Source organism: Flavobacterium glycogeni (assembly GCF_048286775.1).
Lineage (GTDB): Bacteria > Bacteroidota > Bacteroidia > Flavobacteriales > Flavobacteriaceae > Flavobacterium.
In genome coordinates, this window is record NZ_JBLVPV010000012.1 from 1 (window position 1) to 19,407 (window position 19,407).

A 19,407-nucleotide genomic window follows, 5' to 3' on the forward strand; every position below is an offset into this window, starting at 1 on the left:
TGGAGATTTACATGGAACTCAACCCATCACTTTGCGAACCGCCGTATACGAGACCCGTACGTACGGTGGTGTGAGAGGCGCACTCCGTCAGTTTCTGGCGGAGCCGTCTACTCGATTAGCTACAGTTATTTTATCTTTTAATTTGAGTAAAAAACAAATCGTAATATTCTCCACGCATTTCACTTGAAGATTGTATAATTGAAAATTTAGCAATACTAGATTTAATTTTGTCGAGATTATTTTCAATTATTATTTCTTTAGTATTATCACTTGTGAATGCCATTACGTAATTTATTTTTTTTGAAAATAGTTTGATAAATTCAGATTGTGTTATGTTTTTAGTATTGTTTTTCTTCTCAATAGACTTAAAATTGACTTTTAAATATTCTTTTTCTTTAGAATCAATTGATTCCTGTAATCTTCTTGCCGATAGAATTACTTGGTTATATAATTCTCTCATAGAAGAATCAAAACCTGATTTTACGTGAATTAAATATAAATTTGTTTCATCATAGAATAATATATCACATAATTCAATTCCATTAATAGTAATAGTATCAAAAACCAAATAGTTTGGAATATCATTATACAACAAATTATATTGAGACTCTTTTCGATTAACTGTTTTATCCCAATTTTTAAATAAAATATTTTTTGGAATTGTGTAATTTTTTAAAATCCTTTTACATTGATTATTTAAATCTTTTACAAAACTATCTTGCAGTAAATACCAATTATTATCTAATAAAAAATATGGTTGATCTTCAAAAATAAATTCGGTATTCAAGTGCATTAAAAATGAAGCTGATGTTAACTGTCTTTTGTCATCATTTTTATAACTCCTAACTTTAACTCCGTATAAATAATATTCGATTTCTTTAAAAGTGTAATTTGAACCGAATTTTTCTATAGCTCTATTTATTACTCTTTCATAAATCTCATTTTTATCTATTGTTTTTGCAAACAATGAATATTTATTTTCTTCTTTGATTTCATACAAATGATAAACATCAGCTTCGTAAAATTTATCAATAAATTTTGGCGAACAAAATTCAAAATGAAATTTATTCCGAGGATTTATTTTTCTTTGAATAATATTTGGAATATCATTTACAATTTCACTAATAAGTTTCGCTTTTAATTTAATTTCCAAATCATCATCTTCTATTTTTGTATAAGTTGTTAAATAGTTGTTTTTCTCAATTTCTTCTATATATTTAATTTCCTTAACTAAAGATTTTAGTAATTCAAATTCAATTTTTTTTCTAAACTTTATAGAATTACTTACTATAATTTGAATTTTTTCATTTTTCGATTTTTTTAGAAAACCAAAATAATCATTTTTGACACTAGATAATTTCAAACTTATTTCATTAGGAATTGTGCCAAATTTAATATGGTCTATTAACTTAAAGTTTTCTTTATAAAAAGAGTAATTCCCTGCTTTTTTACCCGTTAAACTTCTTGTTTTAATCGATATAAGTTCGTCATTTTCAGGGTCAAGAATTCTTGAATAAATATCAATACCAAAGTTATCGTCAATAAAAGGAATTATAATTCTATATGAATTTCCACCAATTATGACATATAAGAAATCTTCAAATTCTATAAAAAAAACTACTGATAATTTTTGTTGAATAAAATTTGAATTCTTTATTAAGTATTTTGGAAAATAATTTTTCCAATCAGATTCTACTTCATTAGAATTGAATGTATATAAAAAATATTTTAAATTATTATCTAAATCATTTTGGTATGAAAAATCTTCATCCTTTAATTTAAAATTAATGTCGGAACTTTTTCGACCACAATTAATTATGAATTTACAGATATCCAAAGTGTTCTTTAAGTCCGTTAAAAGTCTATGACCTTTATTAATCTTATAAATTTTCGGATTTAAATTCATTTTTTTTTCGATGTTTTTTCAAGTTTGGTGAGGTATAATTGTAGCTAACTTGCATATAGGTGTGACAAAATCACACAAAGCCACCCAAATTTGGGTAGATATGAGTGATAATTATCACACAATATTTAATTTCAAATATATTGATTTTTTCTTACAAATCTTCAAAAGGACTTTTTATTTGTTGGATGCTTTTTTGAATTTCGGGATGGAGATTGGTGTTTGTGTACGACTAATTTTTAAATAAAAAAGGTAGTGGACTTTGTGAAAAACTTTGCGAACTTTGCGGTCAAATAAATGAATATGAAATGAGCATAACGTAAACTCGAAATAAACCCCGGTAGCGCTATGCGAATTACATATTCCTTTAAAAAACAAATATAAACTACGTATGAAAATAAATCCAAAAAACGGAATTGACAAGCTCATTTTCGGAATGAAACAAAATGATGTTACCGCTATTTACGGTAAACCGGACAGGAATTACAAGGATGAAGATGATAATGTGATTTTTGCCTACAACAAACTAAAAATGCGTTTGACTTTCTATGTGGAGGAAGAATTCAAATTGGGGTATATCGTGGCTTCGAGTGCGGAACTGGATTTGTTGGGGAATAAAATAATCAATAGAAAAATCAGCGAGGTCAAAAAAGATTTGGCTGCCAAAGGAATAACGAAATTCACTCAGGAAGAATTCGACACCTTCGAAAACTATTTCAACGAGGAAAACTGGATTATTTTTCAAACGGAATTCGATGAGGTGGTGAAATTTGAGATTGGTGCAATTATCAATCAAAAAGATGAATTTGACTGGAAATTTGGAAAGAAATAATAGTCTGAGAGTAGCGGTCTGTCTAATTTAGAACTTACATGAACTTATATTTCTTATGTGTTTTAAAATCTAACCATATAAGGAATATAAGTTCCTGTAAGACTGGAGCGAAATTTAAAAGGATAGCGCATAAAAAACCCGTCTCGTTTTTAGGAACGAGACGGGTTTTTTAATGTAAACGAATGTTTTTATTATTAGTTAATTTTAAGTAGTTCTACTTCGAAAATTAAGTCTGAATTTGGTGGAATCACACCACCTGCACCTTGCTCTCCATAAGCCAAATAGGATGGAATATAGAATTTATACTTAGCACCTTCTTTCATTAATTGAACACCTTCAGTCCAACCTTTTATTACTTGGTTTAAACCAAAGCTAATCGGTTCACCACGTTGTACGCTACTATCAAAAATTTTTCCGTCTAAAAGCATACCCGTGTAATGTACTTTTACATTACTTGATGCTATAGGGGATGCTCCTGTTCCTTCTTGTAATACAATATATTTTAGTCCGCTTGCAGTTGTTTTTGCATTTGAAAATTCTACTGCTACTTTTGGATAGGCTAAAAAGTTAGCTTCAGTATTTTTTTTACATTTAGCTAATTTCTGCTCAACTTCTTTCTTAGCGTCTTCGGCTTTATTGGCATAATAATCCGAGAACACTTTTGGCGCATCAAATTTTTTGGCTAGAGCTCCTTTTCTAACGATCGTGATTTTTGTAATCACATCATTTTGAGCAATTAAGTTTACCACATCCATTCCTTTGGTAACATGGCCAAAAACGGTATGTCTTCCGTTTAAGTAATTGGTTTCTTTGTGCGTGATAAAGAACTGGCTTCCGTTAGTTCCTGGACCAGCATTAGCCATGGCTAAAACACCTGCTTTGTCCATTTTTAATTCAGGTAAACATTCATCTTTGAACGTATAACCGGGACCTCCAGAACCATTTCCGGATGGATCACCACCTTGAATCATAAAATCGTTAATCACTCGGTGGAATTTTAAACCATCAAAAAAAGGTTTTCCTTTTATTTTTTCATCGGTTACAAAAGTATTTTTACCTTCAGCAAGTGCTATAAAGTTAGCTACGGTAACCGGAGTTTTTTTGTATTCTAATTCAAGAACAATATCTCCTTTGTTTGTAGCAATTGTTGCGAAAATCCCTTCGATTACTACTGGTTTTTTTACAGCTGGTTTTACAGCAGCTTTCACTGTTGTCACAGGTTTTTTAACCGGAACAGCTTTCTTTGTAGTTTGAGAATGCAAGTTTAACATTCCCAGAAATAATAAAAACAGAATTTTAAATTTCATTTTTTAAGTATTTAAGGTCCAACTTTTTTAATCTGTTATTGTTGAGGCATTGTTTCCAATAATTCAATTTCAAAAATGATATTAGCACCTGGTGGAATTACGCCTCCGGCTCCCGCTTCACCATATCCTAATCGAGATGGAATAAAAATTACAGCTTTGTCTCCAAAAGATAATTTTTCCAGTCCTTCAATGAAACCAGGAATCATACCATCTTTTTTACCCGCTTGAAAAGGGATGGGTTGGTACCCGTTTTGAGCGGCTCTGTTTTCATCGTATTTCCCAAAAGTTTTAGAAACACTTTCGACACTGGCATCAAATAATTCTCCGTCTTCAAGAAAACCGGCGTAGTGTATGAAAACATGGGTGCCATTGGCAGGTTTTTTACCACCAGCTTTCTTTGTGATTACGTATTGCAATCCTGTAGGCGTTTTTGTTGCTTTGGCTTTTAAAGTAGCAAAATAAGCAATTTTTTGTTCCCGAACTTCCTTGTATTTTGCGTCGTACACTTTTTTGTTTTCAGCATCAATGGCTGCTTTTTTCTTTTGATTTTCAGATTCTACTGAAAAATAATCATTGAATGTTTTTACAGCATTAAACTTTTTGGCAGCTTCACCATTTCTGATGATGGTAACTTTATTGATGTAATCATTTTGTACAATCTTGTTCACAACATCCATTCCTTTTTCGACAACATGACCAAAAATAGTATGCTTTCCGTCCAACCAAGGCGTTGCAAGATGCGTGATAAAAAACTGGCTGCTGTTAGTTGTAGGTCCGTTATTGGCCATAGCCAAAACACCACCTTTATCAAATCTTAAATCTGACAATTCGTCTTTAAATTTATAACCGGTATCTCCTGATCCTGTTCCTAAAGGATCTCCCGTTTGAATCATGAATTCTGGAAGTACTCTATGAAATTTTAATCCGTCAAAAAATGGTTTGCCTTTGAGGTTTTCATTGGTGACAAATTCATTTTTTCCTTCGGCTAATGTTACATAGTTGGCAACAGTTATAGGTGCTTTTTCGAAATCTAATTGTACAATTATTTCTCCTTTATTGGTTTCTATTTTTGCATATAAACCATCAGGAAGATTGTTGTGCTCTTCTTTACAAGAGTAAAATGAAGCAATAACTAGGAATGCGAATAGGATCTTTTTTTTCATTTCTAAATTTAATTTTATTGAGTTATAGTGTCTATGGGTTTTATTACGGCTTTGGTTTCTTGTTTTGCTGGTGCGGGTGTTGCTTTTAGTTGGGCTTCACTTTCTTTTTTATACACTGCTTCCGATTTAAAATCACGTAAAGTTACAGTACATATTAAAGGCTGGTTGGTGCCAATTTTTTTCTCGTCACCATGATAACCATATCCCATATTTGATGGGAAAAGGAAACTCACTTTTTCGTTTTTTCGCATTAATTTGATGCCGTCACGCAATCCCATCATGATGTTTTGTTTGTCTACATAATAGATTTGTGGTCTTAATTCTAATTCAGAATAGATAACAGTACCTTTTAAATCTTTTATTTCATAATCAAAAAAAGCAACATCACCTTTTTTGGGAGTAAGGGAATCGATTTCATTTTTCGTCACATAAGTATACCAATATCCTTTTTTGGAAGCGATGTATTTTACATTCGGATTGCTTTTTATTAAAGCCTCAATTTGAGTTTCTTCGTTGGCAACCAGTTTTTTATTGCGTGCGATTGATTTCTTCATGAAGCTTCCGGAAGTCTGTGAAATAGGCTTTCTGGCATCCTGATGTTGTTTACAGCTTGAGGCGAGTATGGATAAAAAGAACCCAAATACGATTAACGTACTAAATTTTGACATCTATTATATTTTTAGCGTTGTTACTAAATCTTCAAATTTCCGTATCGTTTCTTCCATCGATACTTCTGATTTTCCACCGGCTGCATTGCGATGTCCGCCACCATTGAAATGATCTCTGGCAAATTGATTGACATCAAAATCGCCTTGTGAACGAAATGAAATCTTGATGATTTTTTCTTCTTTATTTTCGATAAATATAGCGGTAAAAACGATTCCTTTTATACTTAATCCGTAGTTTACAATGCCTTCGGTATCGCCTTTTACATAATCAAAAGTATTCAACTCGTCTTGAGTAAGCGTAGTATAAGCGGTTTTATGTTCCGTTAACACTTTCATATTTTGAAGTGCTCTTCCTAATAATTGCAGTCTTCCAAAAGAATTGTTGTCAAATAATAAGGTTGGAATCTCCGTATTTTCGACACCTAAATCAATTAATTCAGCGATAATTCGATGGGTTGTTCCTGTTGTTTTTGGAAAACGAAAAGAACCTGAATCAGTAAGAATTCCGGTGTAAATACAAGTCCCTATAGTTTTATCTATATCTTCTTTTTTTCCAAGAAATAAAATGAAGTTATAAATCATTTCACAAGTAGAACCAAATGAGGTGTCAGAATAGGTAAATGCGGCATAATCATCTGGTTTTTGATGATGATCAATCATGATAAATGGCGCTTTTAGCTTGGCTAGCGCCTGTTCCATTTCGCCTACGCGGTGCAAAGCATTAAAATCTAAAGTGAAAATAAGTTCCGCTTCTTCCAGTATTTTAGTGCAATTTTCTTTGTCTTTTTCGTATACTTTTACGGTTTCTGATCCGGGCATCCACGCCAGAAAATCAGGGAATTCATTTGGAGAAACCACCACAGGATGGTGATTGTTTTTTAATAAAAAATGATATAATCCTAAGGTAGAGCCCATGGCATCTCCGTCAGGACCTCGGTGTGGGATTATGGCAATCTTTTTTGGAGTTGATAATAACAACTGTATCGCTTGAATGTCTTGTATTTTCATAGATTGCGAAATTACATTTTTTTAATGTAAAGTTGAAATCATTTGTGTAATTAACAAACTTTTACAATGTTATAAAAGTTCCATATTTTTTCTTCTTAATTTTTGATACACCTGATATTTTGCTCCTTTGACTATCTGGGCATTATAAATTCCTACCGATCCCGAAGAAAAATACGCGATAAAACAAGCAATCCCAATAAAAACACCGCTTTCTATCCCGAAAAGTTCCACTCCCATGACCGTACAAGCAATAGGAGTGTGGGTTGCTCCCGAAAAAACAGCTACAAATCCCATTCCTGCTAAAAGTGCGATGGGTAAAGGAACCACAATCGATAAAGCACTTCCTAAAGTAGCACCAACGAAAAATAGCGGAGTCACTTCGCCACCTTTAAACCCTGCTCCGAGCGTAAATCCTGTGAATAGTATTTTTAAAATAAAATCATGCGAAGCATTTGGATTAGAAAAGGAATCAACAATCGCTGGAATTCCCAAACCAATGTATTTTGTAGTTCCAATGCAGTAAATGGCCACCGCAAGAATTATCCCTCCAATGAAAGGACGAAGTGGGGGAAAGGGGATATTTTTTGAAAATAAATGACTCCAAAAATGCGTGCTCCGAGAAAATAGCATGGCGGCTAAACCAAAAAGAATACTGACTGGAATTATCCAAAATAAGGTTGTAAAACTCATTTCGGGAAGGATTGGAATGCTATAATGAGTATGTTTTACGTGCCAAAATTCAACGGTGAAATAAGCAATGTATGCCGTTAAAAAGGACAACGGAATGCTTTTGTAACTGATTTTACTAAAATATAAAACTTCTAAAGCAAATAAGGCTCCAGCCAAAGGCGTTCCAAAAACGGAGGCAAAACCAGCGCTGATTCCCAGAATGATTAATGTCTTTCTGTCGGCATTATCAAGTTTGAAGATTCTTGTAAATTGATCGGCAATGGCGCCGCCCATTTGTACTGCTGTTCCTTCACGACCCGCTGAACCTCCAAAAAGGTGTGTGATTAAGGTGCCAAAAAGCACTAATGGAGCCATTTTTAAAGGAATTGTTTTTTGAGGATTTTCGTATTCTTCCAACAATAAGTTATTGCCTTTAACTACAGCTTTTCCCCAATGATAATAGACCAATCCAATCATCAGACCGCCTATTGGCAAAAGCCAAATCATCCAGTTGTTGTGTTCACGATACTGTGTAACCCAATCCAGCGCCACTAAAAAAAATGCGGATGCCGATCCAGAAAAAATGCCTGTCAAAACACAAATGAAAATCCATTTGAATGTGAGAAACATTATTTTTTTAGCGTTTTCTAAATTCATTATTGGAATTGAAGGCGTGTTTTTTGCAAAAGTATTATAATCCTTCTTGAATTAACGGTTTTTAAGAAGCTATAGCTGTAAACTCGATTTCAACTAAATATTCAGGGGCTACCAGTTGATTAATTCCGTAGAAACCAGTAGTTGGTTTTATGTCTTTAAAAAATTTGGCATGAGCGGTTGCTACTGCTTCAAATGTAGAAACGTCAGTAGTGAAAATGCGGGTGCGAATGACATCTTTCATGCTGACATTCAGGTCTTCCAGAACTTTCTCTACGCGCTCTAAAATGTTTAGTGTTTGGGCATGAGCATCGTCAGCTTTTACTTTTTCACCATCAACAATGGCTACCGTTCCTGATACTTCAATGATATTTCCAATGCGTACTGCACGGCAATATCCCATTTTGTCTTCCCATGGTGAGCCTGTCAATATGTTTTCTCTTTTCATTTTAATTGTATTTAGGTATTATTTTACATTGTTTAAATGCAATTTTTGGTGTGGCATAATATTTGCAATTTATAAAAAATACTGAAATGAAAAACAGTAATTTTTAATTAAAAAGTTCAATTTTTGTTGAGAAATGTTAGAATAGTATCTGTTCTAAAACGCAATAAATTTAAAAATTGAATGTTATAAATGAAAGTTAAATTATACTGCAATTAGTCATTCTATATGATTAGTTTTTTATTTTTAAAATTTTACAAGCACAGATAAACTAATTTAAAAAAGTTATGAAAAGGATTTTATTTTTAATGATTGCAATAAGTATGTCTTTAAGTGGATATGCCCAGAATGAATTTAGTTCAAAATTTAAGCCAATTCCGCCTAAAAATAATGCCCCGAAAATTAAAAAAGTAACTCCGCCAAAAGCAGATTTGCCAAAAATCGCTTCGCCAAAAGTTATAAAAAAACTGGAACCATCATTACCTAATAATGTCTCTAAAATCGATTTTGTTAATCCTAAGGTAATTAATAAAAAAGAAGCGAGTCCAGACGGTGTTACTTACAGAAGAAATCAAAATTTAGGCAATTTCAAAACTACATCAACTACATCCAAAATACGGTATCGAGATGCTGCATACGTTGATGGAGATAAGATTAGAGTATATTTAAACGATAATGTTGTTGATTATGAGGTTGTTATGGATGGAGAGTTTAAAGGTTTCGAGATAAAATTAGAAAAAGGAATTAATAAGATTGATTTTGAGGCGTTAAACGAAGGATTTGCTCCGCCCAATACAGCAGAATTTCAAGTTTATGATGATAAAGGAAGTCTTATTTCGGATAGCCAATGGAATCTTGGTATGGGCTTCAAAGCAACCATAATATTAATGAAAGAATAGAAAGGGATAATTTCAAAATTCAATTTTTCAATTCGATAAAAACAAAGAAAATTAATTTATGCTATTTTTGTGAATTTATGCCATTGATTTTTTTACTTTAAATTTTTAATAAATATTGATTCGTCAATGTCCAACTTAGTATGAAACAGTTTCTTTTTTTTATAATAATTATTGGTATAGCTTCAAAAAGCTTTGGTCAGAGTGATTTTAGCACAAAATTTAAAGCAATTCCACCTATAGATAAAAGTCCAAAAATTAAAAAAGTAATCCCGCCGGAGATCGATATACCGCCTATTGCAACTCCAAATGTTTTTAAAAGCCCTGAAATTAAAACCCCCAGTTCAGTATTGAAAATTGGAGAAGCAAGCACTATAAACATGACTCCAAAAAATGAATTTGTTAATCCAGGAGATGTTTATATGGATAAAATGGAAAAGGATTTAGGTAAAACATTAGTTAAAGAGGGTTTGAAAGAAGATTCTAGACTTTTAGTTAAAATTGATGTCAATTTTGGAGAGATCAGAACTAAATCAGAATACTTTGTAATTAAATTTCGTGATTTTGGACAGATTGATGGAGATTTAGCGAGAGCATCAGTTAATGATGCAGTTGTAGAAGATAGATTGGTAATGAAAGATAATTATCAGCAATTTAAAATATTTTTTAAAGAAGGAATAAATACATTTGTAATAGAAGCTCTTAATAAAGGATTGTTAGGTGGAAATACCGCTGAGTTTCAGATTTATGATGCAGAAGGAAAATTTATTAAATCTGATTATTGGGCAAATTGGGATGCAGGTGTAAAAGGAAAATTTCTAATTATTAAAGAATAAACAGCATTTTAGTACTGCTGATTTCCTAAAACGGATCAGCAGTAACTTTGAATTTCATGTCAGCTTTTACGGTTATGTCTTTAGTTAGCGTTTCTTTGATAACAGCTTTAGTTCTTATTTTATAACTGGGAGCCTTAATGTATTTGTCTAATCTTTCTGGTGAAACAGTTAGATTTAGAGCGTTTGCGGTAGAATTAATGTTGTCTAAATAAGCCAATTCTATTTCGTCATTTGCATCTGTTGAGATGTATAAATGGATAGATTTTAAAAAACTGAATGTTTTATCAGTTGGGTCAGTTATAGTCAACTTTAACTCCTTTATTCTTACATCCTTTACTAAATCAGCTTTTGTATTGTTGTTTTGAAACTCTGCACTAGAATTCGTAGTAACATCTGGCGTAATTATTTCAGTGGCGAGGTTAAGAGGAAATCCGCTGGCTATTTTAAAAGAAGTTTGGTTAGATATTGTGAAAGTCAATAATTGATCTACGACACTACAGGAAACGATAAAAAGAGCTAGTAGTGAAATTATGGTGTACGTTTTAATTTTCATGAATAATTTCTGTTTTAATTTTAGTTGGTAATTTTTGTGATTTTATTTAATAAATTTCGCTTTGCAAAATTAATGCTTTAAAGAATCATTTCTATTGTTTAAAATGCGATTTTTATTTTTATTCCAGTCTTTTAACTGAAAAAAATGTCGTTTAGTTTATTTGTAAGTAAACTATTCAATGTTTCATGGAATAAATGGCTGGTTTTTTGTCAAAAGGTTTTGACTGTGTAGAATAAAAAATTGGAATGAATGCTTTAATGAAAAAAAAAGAATATTTTTCAAAAATCAATTTTTCAATTCAAAATATAAAAAGTATTTTTGCGCATGCAACACAACGTACTTATTTTAGATTTCGGATCGCAATATACACAGCTTATTGCGCGTAGAGTTCGCGAATTAAATATATTCTGCGAAATCTTCCCTTACAATCATTTTCCGAGTGATTTATCAAGTTATAAAGCCGTAATTCTTGGAGGAAGCCCTTTTTCTGTTAGAGGAGAAGATGCGCCACATCCAGATTTATCTCAAATTAGAGGAAAGCTTCCTATGCTGGCCGTTTGTTACGGTGCGCAATATTTATCCCATTTTAGTGGTGGTGAGGTAGCAGCTTCAAATACAAGAGAATATGGTAGAGCCAATTTGTCTTTTATAAAAGAGAACGAAATTTTCTTTGAAGGTGTTTCTGAGAATAGTCAAGTTTGGATGAGCCATAGTGACAGTATCAAAGTATTACCGACCAATGGAGTAAAGCTTGCAAGTACTCACGACGTGGAATTTGCCGCTTACAAAATTGAAGGTGAAACAACTTATGCCATTCAATACCATCCTGAGGTTTTCCATTCTACTGATGGGTCAAAAATGCTGGAAAACTTTTTAGTAAAAATTGCTGAAGTTCCTCAAAACTTTACACCAAATGCTTTTGTTGAAGAAATGGTGGCAGAATTAAAAGAAAAATTACAAGACGACAAAGTAGTTCTTGGTCTTTCTGGTGGAGTAGATTCTACAGTAGCGGCAGTTTTATTGCATCAAGCTATTGGGAAAAACCTATACTGTATTTTTGTAAATAATGGTTTGCTTCGTAAAAACGAATTCCAAAATGTATTGGACCAATACAAGGGAATGGGTTTAAACGTAAAAGGAGTAGATTCAGGAGATCGCTTTTTGTCGGAATTGGCAGGAGTTAGTGATCCAGAAACCAAACGTAAAATTATTGGACGTGTATTTATCGAAGTTTTCGATGATGAATCGCACCTTATAGAAGATGTAAAATGGTTGGCGCAAGGAACAATCTATCCTGATGTTATTGAATCAGTTTCGGTAAAAGGACCTTCGGCGACGATTAAATCGCACCATAATGTAGGAGGTTTACCTGATTACATGAAATTAAAAATTGTGGAACCTTTACGCATGCTTTTCAAAGATGAAGTACGTAGAGTAGGAGCTTCATTAGGAATTGATCCAGAATTATTAGGAAGACACCCTTTCCCGGGACCAGGATTGTCCATTAGAATTTTAGGAGATATTACGCCAGAGAAAGTTAGAATTTTACAAGAAGTAGATTCTGTTTTTATCGAAGGATTGAAATCTTGGGGATTGTACGATAAAGTATGGCAAGCAGGAGCAATTTTGCTTCCGGTTAACAGTGTAGGTGTAATGGGCGATGAACGTACTTATGAAAAAGTGATTGCGTTACGTGCAGTAGAATCTACTGATGGTATGACGGCTGATTGGGTGCATTTACCGTATGATTTCTTGATGAAAATATCTAATGATATTATCAATAAAGTAAAAGGGGTAAATAGAGTGGTGTATGACATTAGTTCAAAACCGCCTGCAACTATTGAGTGGGAATAATAATTTAGATTTTAATCTAAATCTTTGAACATCATTATTTTTAATGTTCTCTATAAAGCGGTATCAAATTTTTGGAATAAAATTTGATACCGTTCCGTTATTAATGATTGAATAATTTTATAAATAAAAATGATGAAATATTTTTTTGCGATTTGTATAACGGCTTTGTTTTTTAATTACAGTGTTTTTTCACAAGAAAAAACTACTACACATAAAGTAGAGAAAGGAGAGACAATCAATCAGATTGCACAAAAGTATAAGGTTACTCCATTTGATATCTATCAATTAAATCCAGATGCACAAAGTGGTTTGAAACCCAATAGTGTTTTACTGATTCCAAAAAGTAGCGGTAAACAAAAAGTAGCGGTTCAGGCTAAGGCAAATGCGAAAACTGTAACCCATGAAGTAGCGCCAAAAGAGACTTTGTATGGTATCGAAAAAAAATATGGTGTTTCTGACGAAGCATTAAAACAAGCAAATCCTTTTCTTGAAAAAGATGGATTGCAAATAGGGCAAACTCTTACTATTCCTTCGGGCATTGGACAAAAAAATACTACTCCAACACAAGCAAAAGTAGTATATCATGATGTTCTTCCAAAAGAAACCAAATATTCTATTGCCAAGAAATATGGCATTACCATTGAAGAATTGGAGAAAAAAAATCCTGAAATAGTTTCGAATTTACCTGTTGGGTATAAATTAATTATCAAAGGAAATGCTCCAAAAGTGGATAAAACTACAACAGTGGTTGAATCTAAAAAAGAAATTATAAAAGCGATTCCTGAAAAAGTTTCTACCGCAGTCAATTATTTGAATTATGTGGTAAAACCAAAAGAAACACTTTATAGTTTATCAAAAATGGCAGGAATGAGTCAGGAAGAATTAATTACTCTTAATCCTGCTTTGTCTCAAGGTGTTGTGGAAGGTATGGTTTTGAAAGTTCCGGCAACGATTAGTATCCCGCAGGAAACTAAAAAAGAATACGCTGTAATCTCAAAGAAAAGTAACAGCAGAAAAAAATTAGTACTCCTTTTGCCTTTTAATATTTCAAAAATTGCAGGAGATACTGTCAATTCGACTGCAATGCGCTTGAAAAAAGACAAATTCTTGAACATGACTTTAGATTTTTATGCAGGAGCTTTGGTGGCAATTGATTCGGCTAAACAACTGGGACTTGCTATAGATGTGAATATATTTGATTCTCAGGAAACTAAAAACACCTCTACTATTGCTGCACTAATTAAAGAAAATAATCTAGAAAATTCTGATGCTATCATTGGGCCTTTCTATCAAAATAATGTTGAAAAAACCGCTGAATTATTAAGTACAAATCAAGTGCCTGTGATTTCACCTTTGTCAAAAGACACGGGTAATTCATTTGGCAATATGTTTCAAACGATTCCTACTACCACAGCCGTTAAAAATGCCATGTTCGATTTCATGAGAGCGAAAAATGGGAATATTGTAGCGGTAGTCGATAAGAAAAAAGAATCGGTTATACAGTTTATTAAAGAGAATCATAAAGATGTAAAATTTTCAGCGCTTAATGCAAATGGTGGTGTATCTGCTGAAAATTTAAAAAGTTTATTTGTGAAAGATAAAATAAACTATGTGGTGATGGAAACGGCAAATACGGGAATGATTAAATCAACAATAGCGACTATGTTAAGTGCTATGGCTGTTTATAAAGTGCAATTGGTTATTCTGGAACCAAATGAAACATTAGATACGGATGAAATCAGTTTTGTAAATTTAACAAAGTTGAAATTAATGTATCCTTCTGTTACTCGTGAAAATGAATCTCCTGAAGCTTTAGTTTTCGAAAAAGAATTTAAAAAGAAGAATAAAATTTATCCTAGTGCATTTGCCACACGAGGTTTTGATATTACTTTTGATACCATGATGCGATTGTCACAAGGTAAAAAATATCAAGAAACGGTTGACAATACTGCTACGGAGCAAGTAGATAATAAGTTCGAGTTTTACAAAAAAGAAGACGGTGGTTACATTAATAAAGGAGTGTATATCTTATACTATGACACTGATTTAACTATAAAACAAGCAAACTAATGACATCAATAGTGACTTATTTAGGGGATTTAAGAACCTCTTCAATTCATATACAATCAGGAATTGAAATTATTTCGGATGCTCCTGTAGACAATAATGGGAAAGGGGAGGCTTTTTCTCCAACGGATACTGTAGCCAATGCTTTGGCAAGTTGTATGATGACTATTATGGGGATAAAAGCACGTGATCTGGAAATTGATTTGAAAGGGTCAACTGCTGAAGTCACTAAAATCATGAATGGGGAACCAAGACGCATCGGTGCAATCGAAATTACTTTTGAAATGTATGGAGAAGCGGATCAAAAGAATAAAACCATTCTGGAAAGAGCGGCTATGACCTGTCCTGTTTTTCTGAGTTTAAATACCGAAATCGAAAAACGTATTATTTTTAACTGGAAATAAAGTAGAATATTGAAGAAAGAGACAAGAAGTACGATTTATTTAATAGTCTTACTTCTTGTCTCTTTTTTCTTTTTTTCTCCAAAAAAATGGATCAAAACCAAAAACAACTCATCAAACTTGCTCATACTAAAATGCCCTTTGGTAAATACGAAGGAAAGTATCTTATTGACTTGCCTGAATATTATGTGGTTTGGTATAGCAATAAAGGATTTCCGAAAGGGGAATTAGGGCAACAACTCCAACTCATATATGAGCTAAAATTGAATGGATTAGAGGAATTGATACGAAATATTAAAAAAAGATACCCGAAACCATAGGATAGACTTTCTTAGACTTCTTAGATTTTTAGAGAATTAGATTATGCTTTTTTTTACCTAAAAGAGTCTAAAAATCTAATAGTCTAATGTTCTAATAATCCAATTAAATTTGTACTTTTGCCAAGTTTTTTACACAACTACAATACAAACAACAACAGAATGAATCAAACGAAATATATTTTTGTTACAGGCGGTGTGACTTCTTCTTTAGGAAAAGGAATTATTGCAGCATCTTTGGCAAAATTGTTACAAGCAAGAGGATACAGAACAACAATTCAAAAATTTGATCCTTATCTTAATGTTGATCCGGGTACTTTGAACCCTTATGAGCATGGAGAATGTTATGTAACCGATGATGGTGCAGAAACCGATTTAGATTTAGGACACTACGAGCGTTTTTTGAACGTTCCAACCTCTCAGGCGAATAATGTTACTACGGGAAGAATTTATCTTTCGGTAATAGAAAAAGAACGTAGAGGAGAATTTCTAGGGAAAACGGTTCAAGTTGTACCTCATATTACCAACGAAATTAAAGAAAGAATGCAATTGCTAGGTAATTCTGGCGATTATGATATTGTTATTACCGAAATTGGTGGTACAGTAGGAGATATAGAATCATTACCTTATATAGAATCCGTTCGTCAATTGGTTTGGGACTTGGGCGAGAATAATGCTATCGTAATTCACCTTACTTTAGTACCTTATTTGGCTGCCGCAGGAGAATTGAAAACAAAACCAACACAACATTCCGTTAAAACATTGATGGAAAGTGGTATCAAAGCGGACATTTTAGTTTGTAGAACAGAGCATGAACTTTCGGATGAGATTCGCAATAAATTGGCCTTATTCTGTAATGTAAAAAGAGAGGCTGTTATTCAATCTATTGATGCTTCGACTATTTATGAAGTGCCAAATTTAATGCTGGAAGAAGGTCTTGATGTGGTAGCTTTAAAGAAATTAGATTTGCCTAAAAAGGCTGCTCCGGATTTAAAAAACTGGAATACTTTTTTACGCAGATTGAAACATCCAAAGCATACTGTAAACATCGGTTTGATTGGTAAATATGTAGAAATGCAAGATTGTTACAAATCTATTTTGGAAGCATTTATTCATTCAGGTGCCGCAAATGAAACCAAAGTAAATGTGATTTCTATTCATTCAGAACACATTGACGCAACAAATATAAACGAGAAATTAGCCGGTTTAGACGGAATTCTTGTTGCTCCTGGTTTTGGAGAAAGAGGAATTGAAGGAAAAATCGAAGCAGTTCGGTATGCCCGTGAAAATAAAGTGCCGTTTTTCGGAATTTGTTTGGGTATGCAAATGGCAATTATCGAATATTCAAGAAATATTGTAGGATATGCTGATGCAAATTCTACTGAAATGAATGATAAAACTTCACATCCGGTTGTAAACCTTATGGAAGAGCAAAAAACGATTACTGATAAGGGTGGAACGATGCGTCTTGGTGCATGGAAATGTGATCTTAAACAAGATTCATTGGCATACAAAATTTATGGGAAAGAGACTATTTCGGAGCGTCACCGTCACCGTTATGAGTACAACAGTAATTATGTAGCGCAATTACAAAATGCAGGATTGATTGCTTCAGGGGTGAATCCGGATACAGGATTGGTTGAGATTATAGAAATAGAAGAGCATCCATTTTTCATCGGGGTACAATACCATCCGGAATACAAAAGTACGGTAGCAAACCCGCATCCTATTTTTGTGAGTTTTGTGGCAGCAGCCGTTCAAGCAAAGAAAAAATAGTTTTTGTTTTTTGAAACAATTCATCAAACTTTAGACTAATAGATTAAACTTTTTTAAATATAATAATGAAAGAAAAAAAATTAGACCTCAATTCGATTATAGGTTTTGCATTAATTTTTGGTATTTTGGTTTGGATTATGTACCAAAATCAGCCTGATCCAAAAGTGGTAGCTGCTGAGAAAGCCCAAAAAGAGCTCGTAATTAAGCAGGCTAAAGCCAAAGAATTAGAAACTAAAACTGTTGCGAAAGCTACTATTGCGGTTGCAGCAACCGGAGATTCTACACAATTGGCTCAATTGCAAAAAACGTTGGGGAATTTTGCTTATTCTGCTACGCTTCCTTCAGCTACAGCTGGTTTTACAACTATTGAAAACGAATTGGTTACATTGAAAATTGCCAATAAAGGTGGATATATTGTTGAAGCTACTTTGAAAAAATTTGAGAGATTCAAGAAAGGTTCCGGACAATTAGTTGAATTGATAAAAGACAATAATGCCAATTTAAATGTACAATTGCTGACCAGTGATAACCGTACTTTAAATTCTAAAGACCTGTATTTTGAGCCTACTTTGACAAAAGTTGGGTCAGATCAAGTGTTGTCCATGAAATTGAAAGCGGGTGCTAATGAATTCTTGGAATACAAATACATATTGAAACCAAACGATTACATGATTGGTTTTGACATTCGTTCCCAAGGATTGAACAAAGTTTTAAATACAGCTAAACCGTTGGATTTAGAATGGAACTTGAAAACCTACAGAAATGAGAAAAGTGTATCTTACGAAAATCGCTACACTGAAATCTATTTCGAACACGAAGATGGAAAAATCGATTACGCAGGTTTAGGGCAAACAGAAGAATCAGATCTTGAAAAAGCGACTTTTGTAGCTTTCAAACAACACTTTTTCTCAACGATACTTTTGACAAAAACTCCTTTCGAAACAGCTAAAGTGAAGTCTGATAATTTGGTTCTTGATGATAAAGTAGATACCACTTTTACGAAACAATTTAAAGCAAATATCCCATTAGCTTTTGATAATGGAGAATTAGATCATAAAATGAGTTGGTATTTTGGTCCAACTGATTACAAGACTTTAAGTCATTACGATAAAAATTTGGAAAAAATTATCTCATTAGGTTGGGGGATTTTTGGATGGATCAATAAATTTATCTTTATTCCATTATTCGGATTTTTAAGTTCTTATATCGCATACGGAATTGCTATTATTATTTTTACAATTTTAATAAAATTAGCAATGTCGCCTATTACGTTCAAATCATTCTTGTCACAAGCCAAGATGAAAGTATTGCGACCTGAAATTACAGAATTGGGAGAAAAATTCAAAAAAGACCCAATGAAGAAGCAGCAGGAAACTATGAAATTGTACAATAAAGCAGGTGTAAATCCTATGGCGGGATGTATTCCAGCGTTGATTCAGCTTCCTTTTATGTATGCTTCGTTTCAGTTTTTCCCATCGGCTTTTGAGTTAAGACAAAAAAGCTTCCTTTGGGCAGATGATTTATCGTCTTTTGATGAAGTAATACGATTGCCTTTCTATATTCCTTTTTACGGAAATCACATCAGTTTGTTTCCAGTGCTTGCGTCGATTGCTATTTTCTTCTATATGAAAATGACTTCTGGTGACCAACAAATGGCGGCTCCGCAACAAGAAGGAATGCCGGATATGGCTAAGATGATGAAAATCATGATTTATGTATCGCCAATAATGATGTTGTTTTTCTTCAATAGTTATGGTGCGGGATTGAGTTTGTATAACTTTATTTCGAATCTAATTACCATAGGAATTATGATTGTCATCAAACGATACTTTATCGATAGTGATAAGATTCATGCTCAAATTCAAGAAAACAAATTGAAAGAGCCGAAAAAACAAGGTAAATTCCAGAAAAAACTGCAAGAAGTTATGGAACAAGCCGAAGCTCAAAAAGCACAACAGAAGAAAAAATAATTCATAAAAAAATCTCGATATATTTCGAGATTTTTTTATTTACATATAATTTAAGCGACCTGAATTCGTTATTATAAAAAGGTAATTA

At 32.8% G+C, this 19,407-nt stretch carries 18 protein-coding genes; 10 read left to right on the forward strand and 8 right to left on the reverse strand.

The window, feature by feature from the left end; all coding sequences use genetic code 11:
• A partial coding sequence (locus ACNQGX_RS10890; RefSeq protein ID WP_417976184.1) for a hypothetical protein occupies positions 1–187 on the forward strand: 187 nt, incomplete at its 5' end.
• Here the strand turns inward: ACNQGX_RS10890 and ACNQGX_RS10895 are convergent.
• Positions 131–1,906, reverse strand: a complete 1,776-nt coding sequence (locus tag ACNQGX_RS10895) for a DUF6119 family protein (RefSeq protein ID WP_417976186.1) — start codon at positions 1,904–1,906, stop codon at positions 131–133. The genes ACNQGX_RS10890 and ACNQGX_RS10895 overlap by 57 nt on opposite strands.
• 388 nt (positions 1,907–2,294) lie before the next feature.
• Between ACNQGX_RS10895 and ACNQGX_RS10900 the strand changes: the two genes are divergently transcribed.
• Positions 2,295–2,735 (forward strand): hypothetical protein, encoded by a 441-nt coding sequence (locus ACNQGX_RS10900; protein ID WP_417976188.1) that lies wholly within the window; start codon positions 2,295–2,297, stop codon positions 2,733–2,735.
• Positions 2,736–2,929: 194 nt separating this feature from the next.
• Here the strand turns inward: ACNQGX_RS10900 and ACNQGX_RS10905 are convergent, their stop codons facing one another.
• From ACNQGX_RS10905 to ACNQGX_RS10930, 6 genes are all read right to left on the reverse strand, one after another.
• Positions 2,930–4,042, reverse strand: a complete 1,113-nt coding sequence (locus ACNQGX_RS10905; RefSeq protein WP_417976190.1) for a peptidylprolyl isomerase — start codon at positions 4,040–4,042, stop codon at positions 2,930–2,932.
• Between the two features lie 35 nt (positions 4,043–4,077).
• Complete coding sequence (locus ACNQGX_RS10910; RefSeq protein ID WP_417976193.1) at positions 4,078–5,205, reverse strand: peptidylprolyl isomerase; 1,128 nt, start codon at positions 5,203–5,205, stop codon at positions 4,078–4,080.
• Positions 5,206–5,219: 14 nt separating this feature from the next.
• The gene (gldI, locus tag ACNQGX_RS10915) at positions 5,220–5,873 is read right to left on the reverse strand and encodes a gliding motility-associated peptidyl-prolyl isomerase GldI (protein ID WP_417976195.1); all 654 of its coding nucleotides are present in this window, start codon (positions 5,871–5,873) and stop codon (positions 5,220–5,222) included.
• Between the two features lie 3 nt (positions 5,874–5,876).
• The gene (locus ACNQGX_RS10920; protein WP_417976197.1) at positions 5,877–6,881 is read right to left on the reverse strand and encodes a DHH family phosphoesterase; all 1,005 of its coding nucleotides are present in this window, start codon (positions 6,879–6,881) and stop codon (positions 5,877–5,879) included.
• 69 nt (positions 6,882–6,950) lie between these two features.
• Positions 6,951–8,207: a voltage-gated chloride channel family protein gene (locus ACNQGX_RS10925; RefSeq protein ID WP_417976199.1), complete on the reverse strand. Its 1,257-nt coding sequence runs from the start codon at positions 8,205–8,207 to the stop codon at positions 6,951–6,953.
• Positions 8,208–8,268: 61 nt separating this feature from the next.
• Positions 8,269–8,652, reverse strand: coding sequence for a RidA family protein (locus ACNQGX_RS10930; RefSeq protein WP_417976201.1), 384 nt, complete (start codon positions 8,650–8,652; stop codon positions 8,269–8,271).
• Between the two features lie 284 nt (positions 8,653–8,936).
• Between ACNQGX_RS10930 and ACNQGX_RS10935 the strand changes: the two genes are divergently transcribed.
• A complete protein-coding gene (locus tag ACNQGX_RS10935; RefSeq protein ID WP_417976204.1) occupies positions 8,937–9,548 on the forward strand; it encodes a hypothetical protein in 612 nt (203 codons plus the stop codon).
• 140 nt (positions 9,549–9,688) lie between these two features.
• A complete protein-coding gene (locus tag ACNQGX_RS10940) occupies positions 9,689–10,381 on the forward strand; it encodes a hypothetical protein (protein WP_417976206.1) in 693 nt (230 codons plus the stop codon).
• 25 nt (positions 10,382–10,406) lie between these two features.
• On the opposite strand, the gene ACNQGX_RS10945 is transcribed toward ACNQGX_RS10940, so the two are convergent.
• Positions 10,407–10,934: a hypothetical protein gene (locus ACNQGX_RS10945; RefSeq protein WP_417976208.1), complete on the reverse strand. Its 528-nt coding sequence runs from the start codon at positions 10,932–10,934 to the stop codon at positions 10,407–10,409.
• Between the two features lie 324 nt (positions 10,935–11,258).
• Here ACNQGX_RS10945 and guaA point away from each other — a divergent pair, with 324 nt between their 5' ends.
• The 6 genes from guaA to yidC all read left to right on the forward strand — a co-directional run bounded on the left by guaA (position 11,259) and on the right by yidC (position 19,319).
• Positions 11,259–12,788 carry a glutamine-hydrolyzing GMP synthase gene (gene guaA / locus ACNQGX_RS10950; protein WP_131916918.1) on the forward strand — a complete coding sequence of 510 codons (1,530 nt, stop codon included), beginning with the start codon at positions 11,259–11,261 and terminating at the stop codon, positions 12,786–12,788.
• Positions 12,789–12,917: 129 nt separating this feature from the next.
• A complete protein-coding gene (locus ACNQGX_RS10955) occupies positions 12,918–14,858 on the forward strand; it encodes a LysM peptidoglycan-binding domain-containing protein (protein WP_417976211.1) in 1,941 nt (646 codons plus the stop codon).
• On the forward strand, positions 14,858–15,259 hold the full coding sequence (locus ACNQGX_RS10960) for an OsmC family protein (RefSeq protein WP_417976213.1): 402 nt from the start codon (positions 14,858–14,860) through the stop codon (positions 15,257–15,259). The genes ACNQGX_RS10955 and ACNQGX_RS10960 overlap by 1 nt, the downstream gene beginning before the upstream one ends.
• An 86-nt stretch (positions 15,260–15,345) precedes the next feature.
• Positions 15,346–15,576 (forward strand): DUF3820 family protein, encoded by a 231-nt coding sequence (locus tag ACNQGX_RS10965; RefSeq protein WP_131994394.1) that lies wholly within the window; start codon positions 15,346–15,348, stop codon positions 15,574–15,576.
• A 159-nt stretch (positions 15,577–15,735) separates the two neighbouring features.
• Positions 15,736–17,349 carry a CTP synthase gene (locus ACNQGX_RS10970; protein ID WP_417976216.1) on the forward strand — a complete coding sequence of 538 codons (1,614 nt, stop codon included), beginning with the start codon at positions 15,736–15,738 and terminating at the stop codon, positions 17,347–17,349.
• Positions 17,350–17,414: 65 nt separating this feature from the next.
• Positions 17,415–19,319: a membrane protein insertase YidC gene (yidC, locus tag ACNQGX_RS10975; RefSeq protein WP_417976217.1), complete on the forward strand. Its 1,905-nt coding sequence runs from the start codon at positions 17,415–17,417 to the stop codon at positions 19,317–19,319.
• Positions 19,320–19,407: the final 88 nt, after the last annotated feature.

Excerpts from the sequence above, each read along its gene's own strand:
- ACNQGX_RS10895 (WP_417976186.1), bottom strand. The coding sequence starts at position 1,906 with ATGAATTTAAATCCGAAAATTTATAAGATTAATAAAGGTCATAGACTT.
- ACNQGX_RS10900 (WP_417976188.1), top strand. The coding sequence starts at position 2,295 with ATGAAAATAAATCCAAAAAACGGAATTGACAAGCTCATTTTCGGAATG.
- ACNQGX_RS10905 (WP_417976190.1), bottom strand. The coding sequence starts at position 4,042 with ATGAAATTTAAAATTCTGTTTTTATTATTTCTGGGAATGTTAAACTTG.
- ACNQGX_RS10910 (WP_417976193.1), bottom strand. The coding sequence starts at position 5,205 with ATGAAAAAAAAGATCCTATTCGCATTCCTAGTTATTGCTTCATTTTAC.
- gldI (WP_417976195.1), bottom strand. The coding sequence starts at position 5,873 with ATGTCAAAATTTAGTACGTTAATCGTATTTGGGTTCTTTTTATCCATA.
- ACNQGX_RS10920 (WP_417976197.1), bottom strand. The coding sequence starts at position 6,881 with ATGAAAATACAAGACATTCAAGCGATACAGTTGTTATTATCAACTCCA.
- ACNQGX_RS10925 (WP_417976199.1), bottom strand. The coding sequence starts at position 8,207 with ATGAATTTAGAAAACGCTAAAAAAATAATGTTTCTCACATTCAAATGG.
- ACNQGX_RS10930 (WP_417976201.1), bottom strand. The coding sequence starts at position 8,652 with ATGAAAAGAGAAAACATATTGACAGGCTCACCATGGGAAGACAAAATG.
- ACNQGX_RS10935 (WP_417976204.1), top strand. The coding sequence starts at position 8,937 with ATGAAAAGGATTTTATTTTTAATGATTGCAATAAGTATGTCTTTAAGT.
- ACNQGX_RS10940 (WP_417976206.1), top strand. The coding sequence starts at position 9,689 with ATGAAACAGTTTCTTTTTTTTATAATAATTATTGGTATAGCTTCAAAA.
- ACNQGX_RS10945 (WP_417976208.1), bottom strand. The coding sequence starts at position 10,934 with ATGAAAATTAAAACGTACACCATAATTTCACTACTAGCTCTTTTTATC.
- guaA (WP_131916918.1), top strand. The coding sequence starts at position 11,259 with ATGCAACACAACGTACTTATTTTAGATTTCGGATCGCAATATACACAG.
- ACNQGX_RS10955 (WP_417976211.1), top strand. The coding sequence starts at position 12,918 with ATGATGAAATATTTTTTTGCGATTTGTATAACGGCTTTGTTTTTTAAT.
- ACNQGX_RS10960 (WP_417976213.1), top strand. The coding sequence starts at position 14,858 with ATGACATCAATAGTGACTTATTTAGGGGATTTAAGAACCTCTTCAATT.
- ACNQGX_RS10965 (WP_131994394.1), top strand. The coding sequence starts at position 15,346 with ATGGATCAAAACCAAAAACAACTCATCAAACTTGCTCATACTAAAATG.
- ACNQGX_RS10970 (WP_417976216.1), top strand. The coding sequence starts at position 15,736 with ATGAATCAAACGAAATATATTTTTGTTACAGGCGGTGTGACTTCTTCT.
- yidC (WP_417976217.1), top strand. The coding sequence starts at position 17,415 with ATGAAAGAAAAAAAATTAGACCTCAATTCGATTATAGGTTTTGCATTA.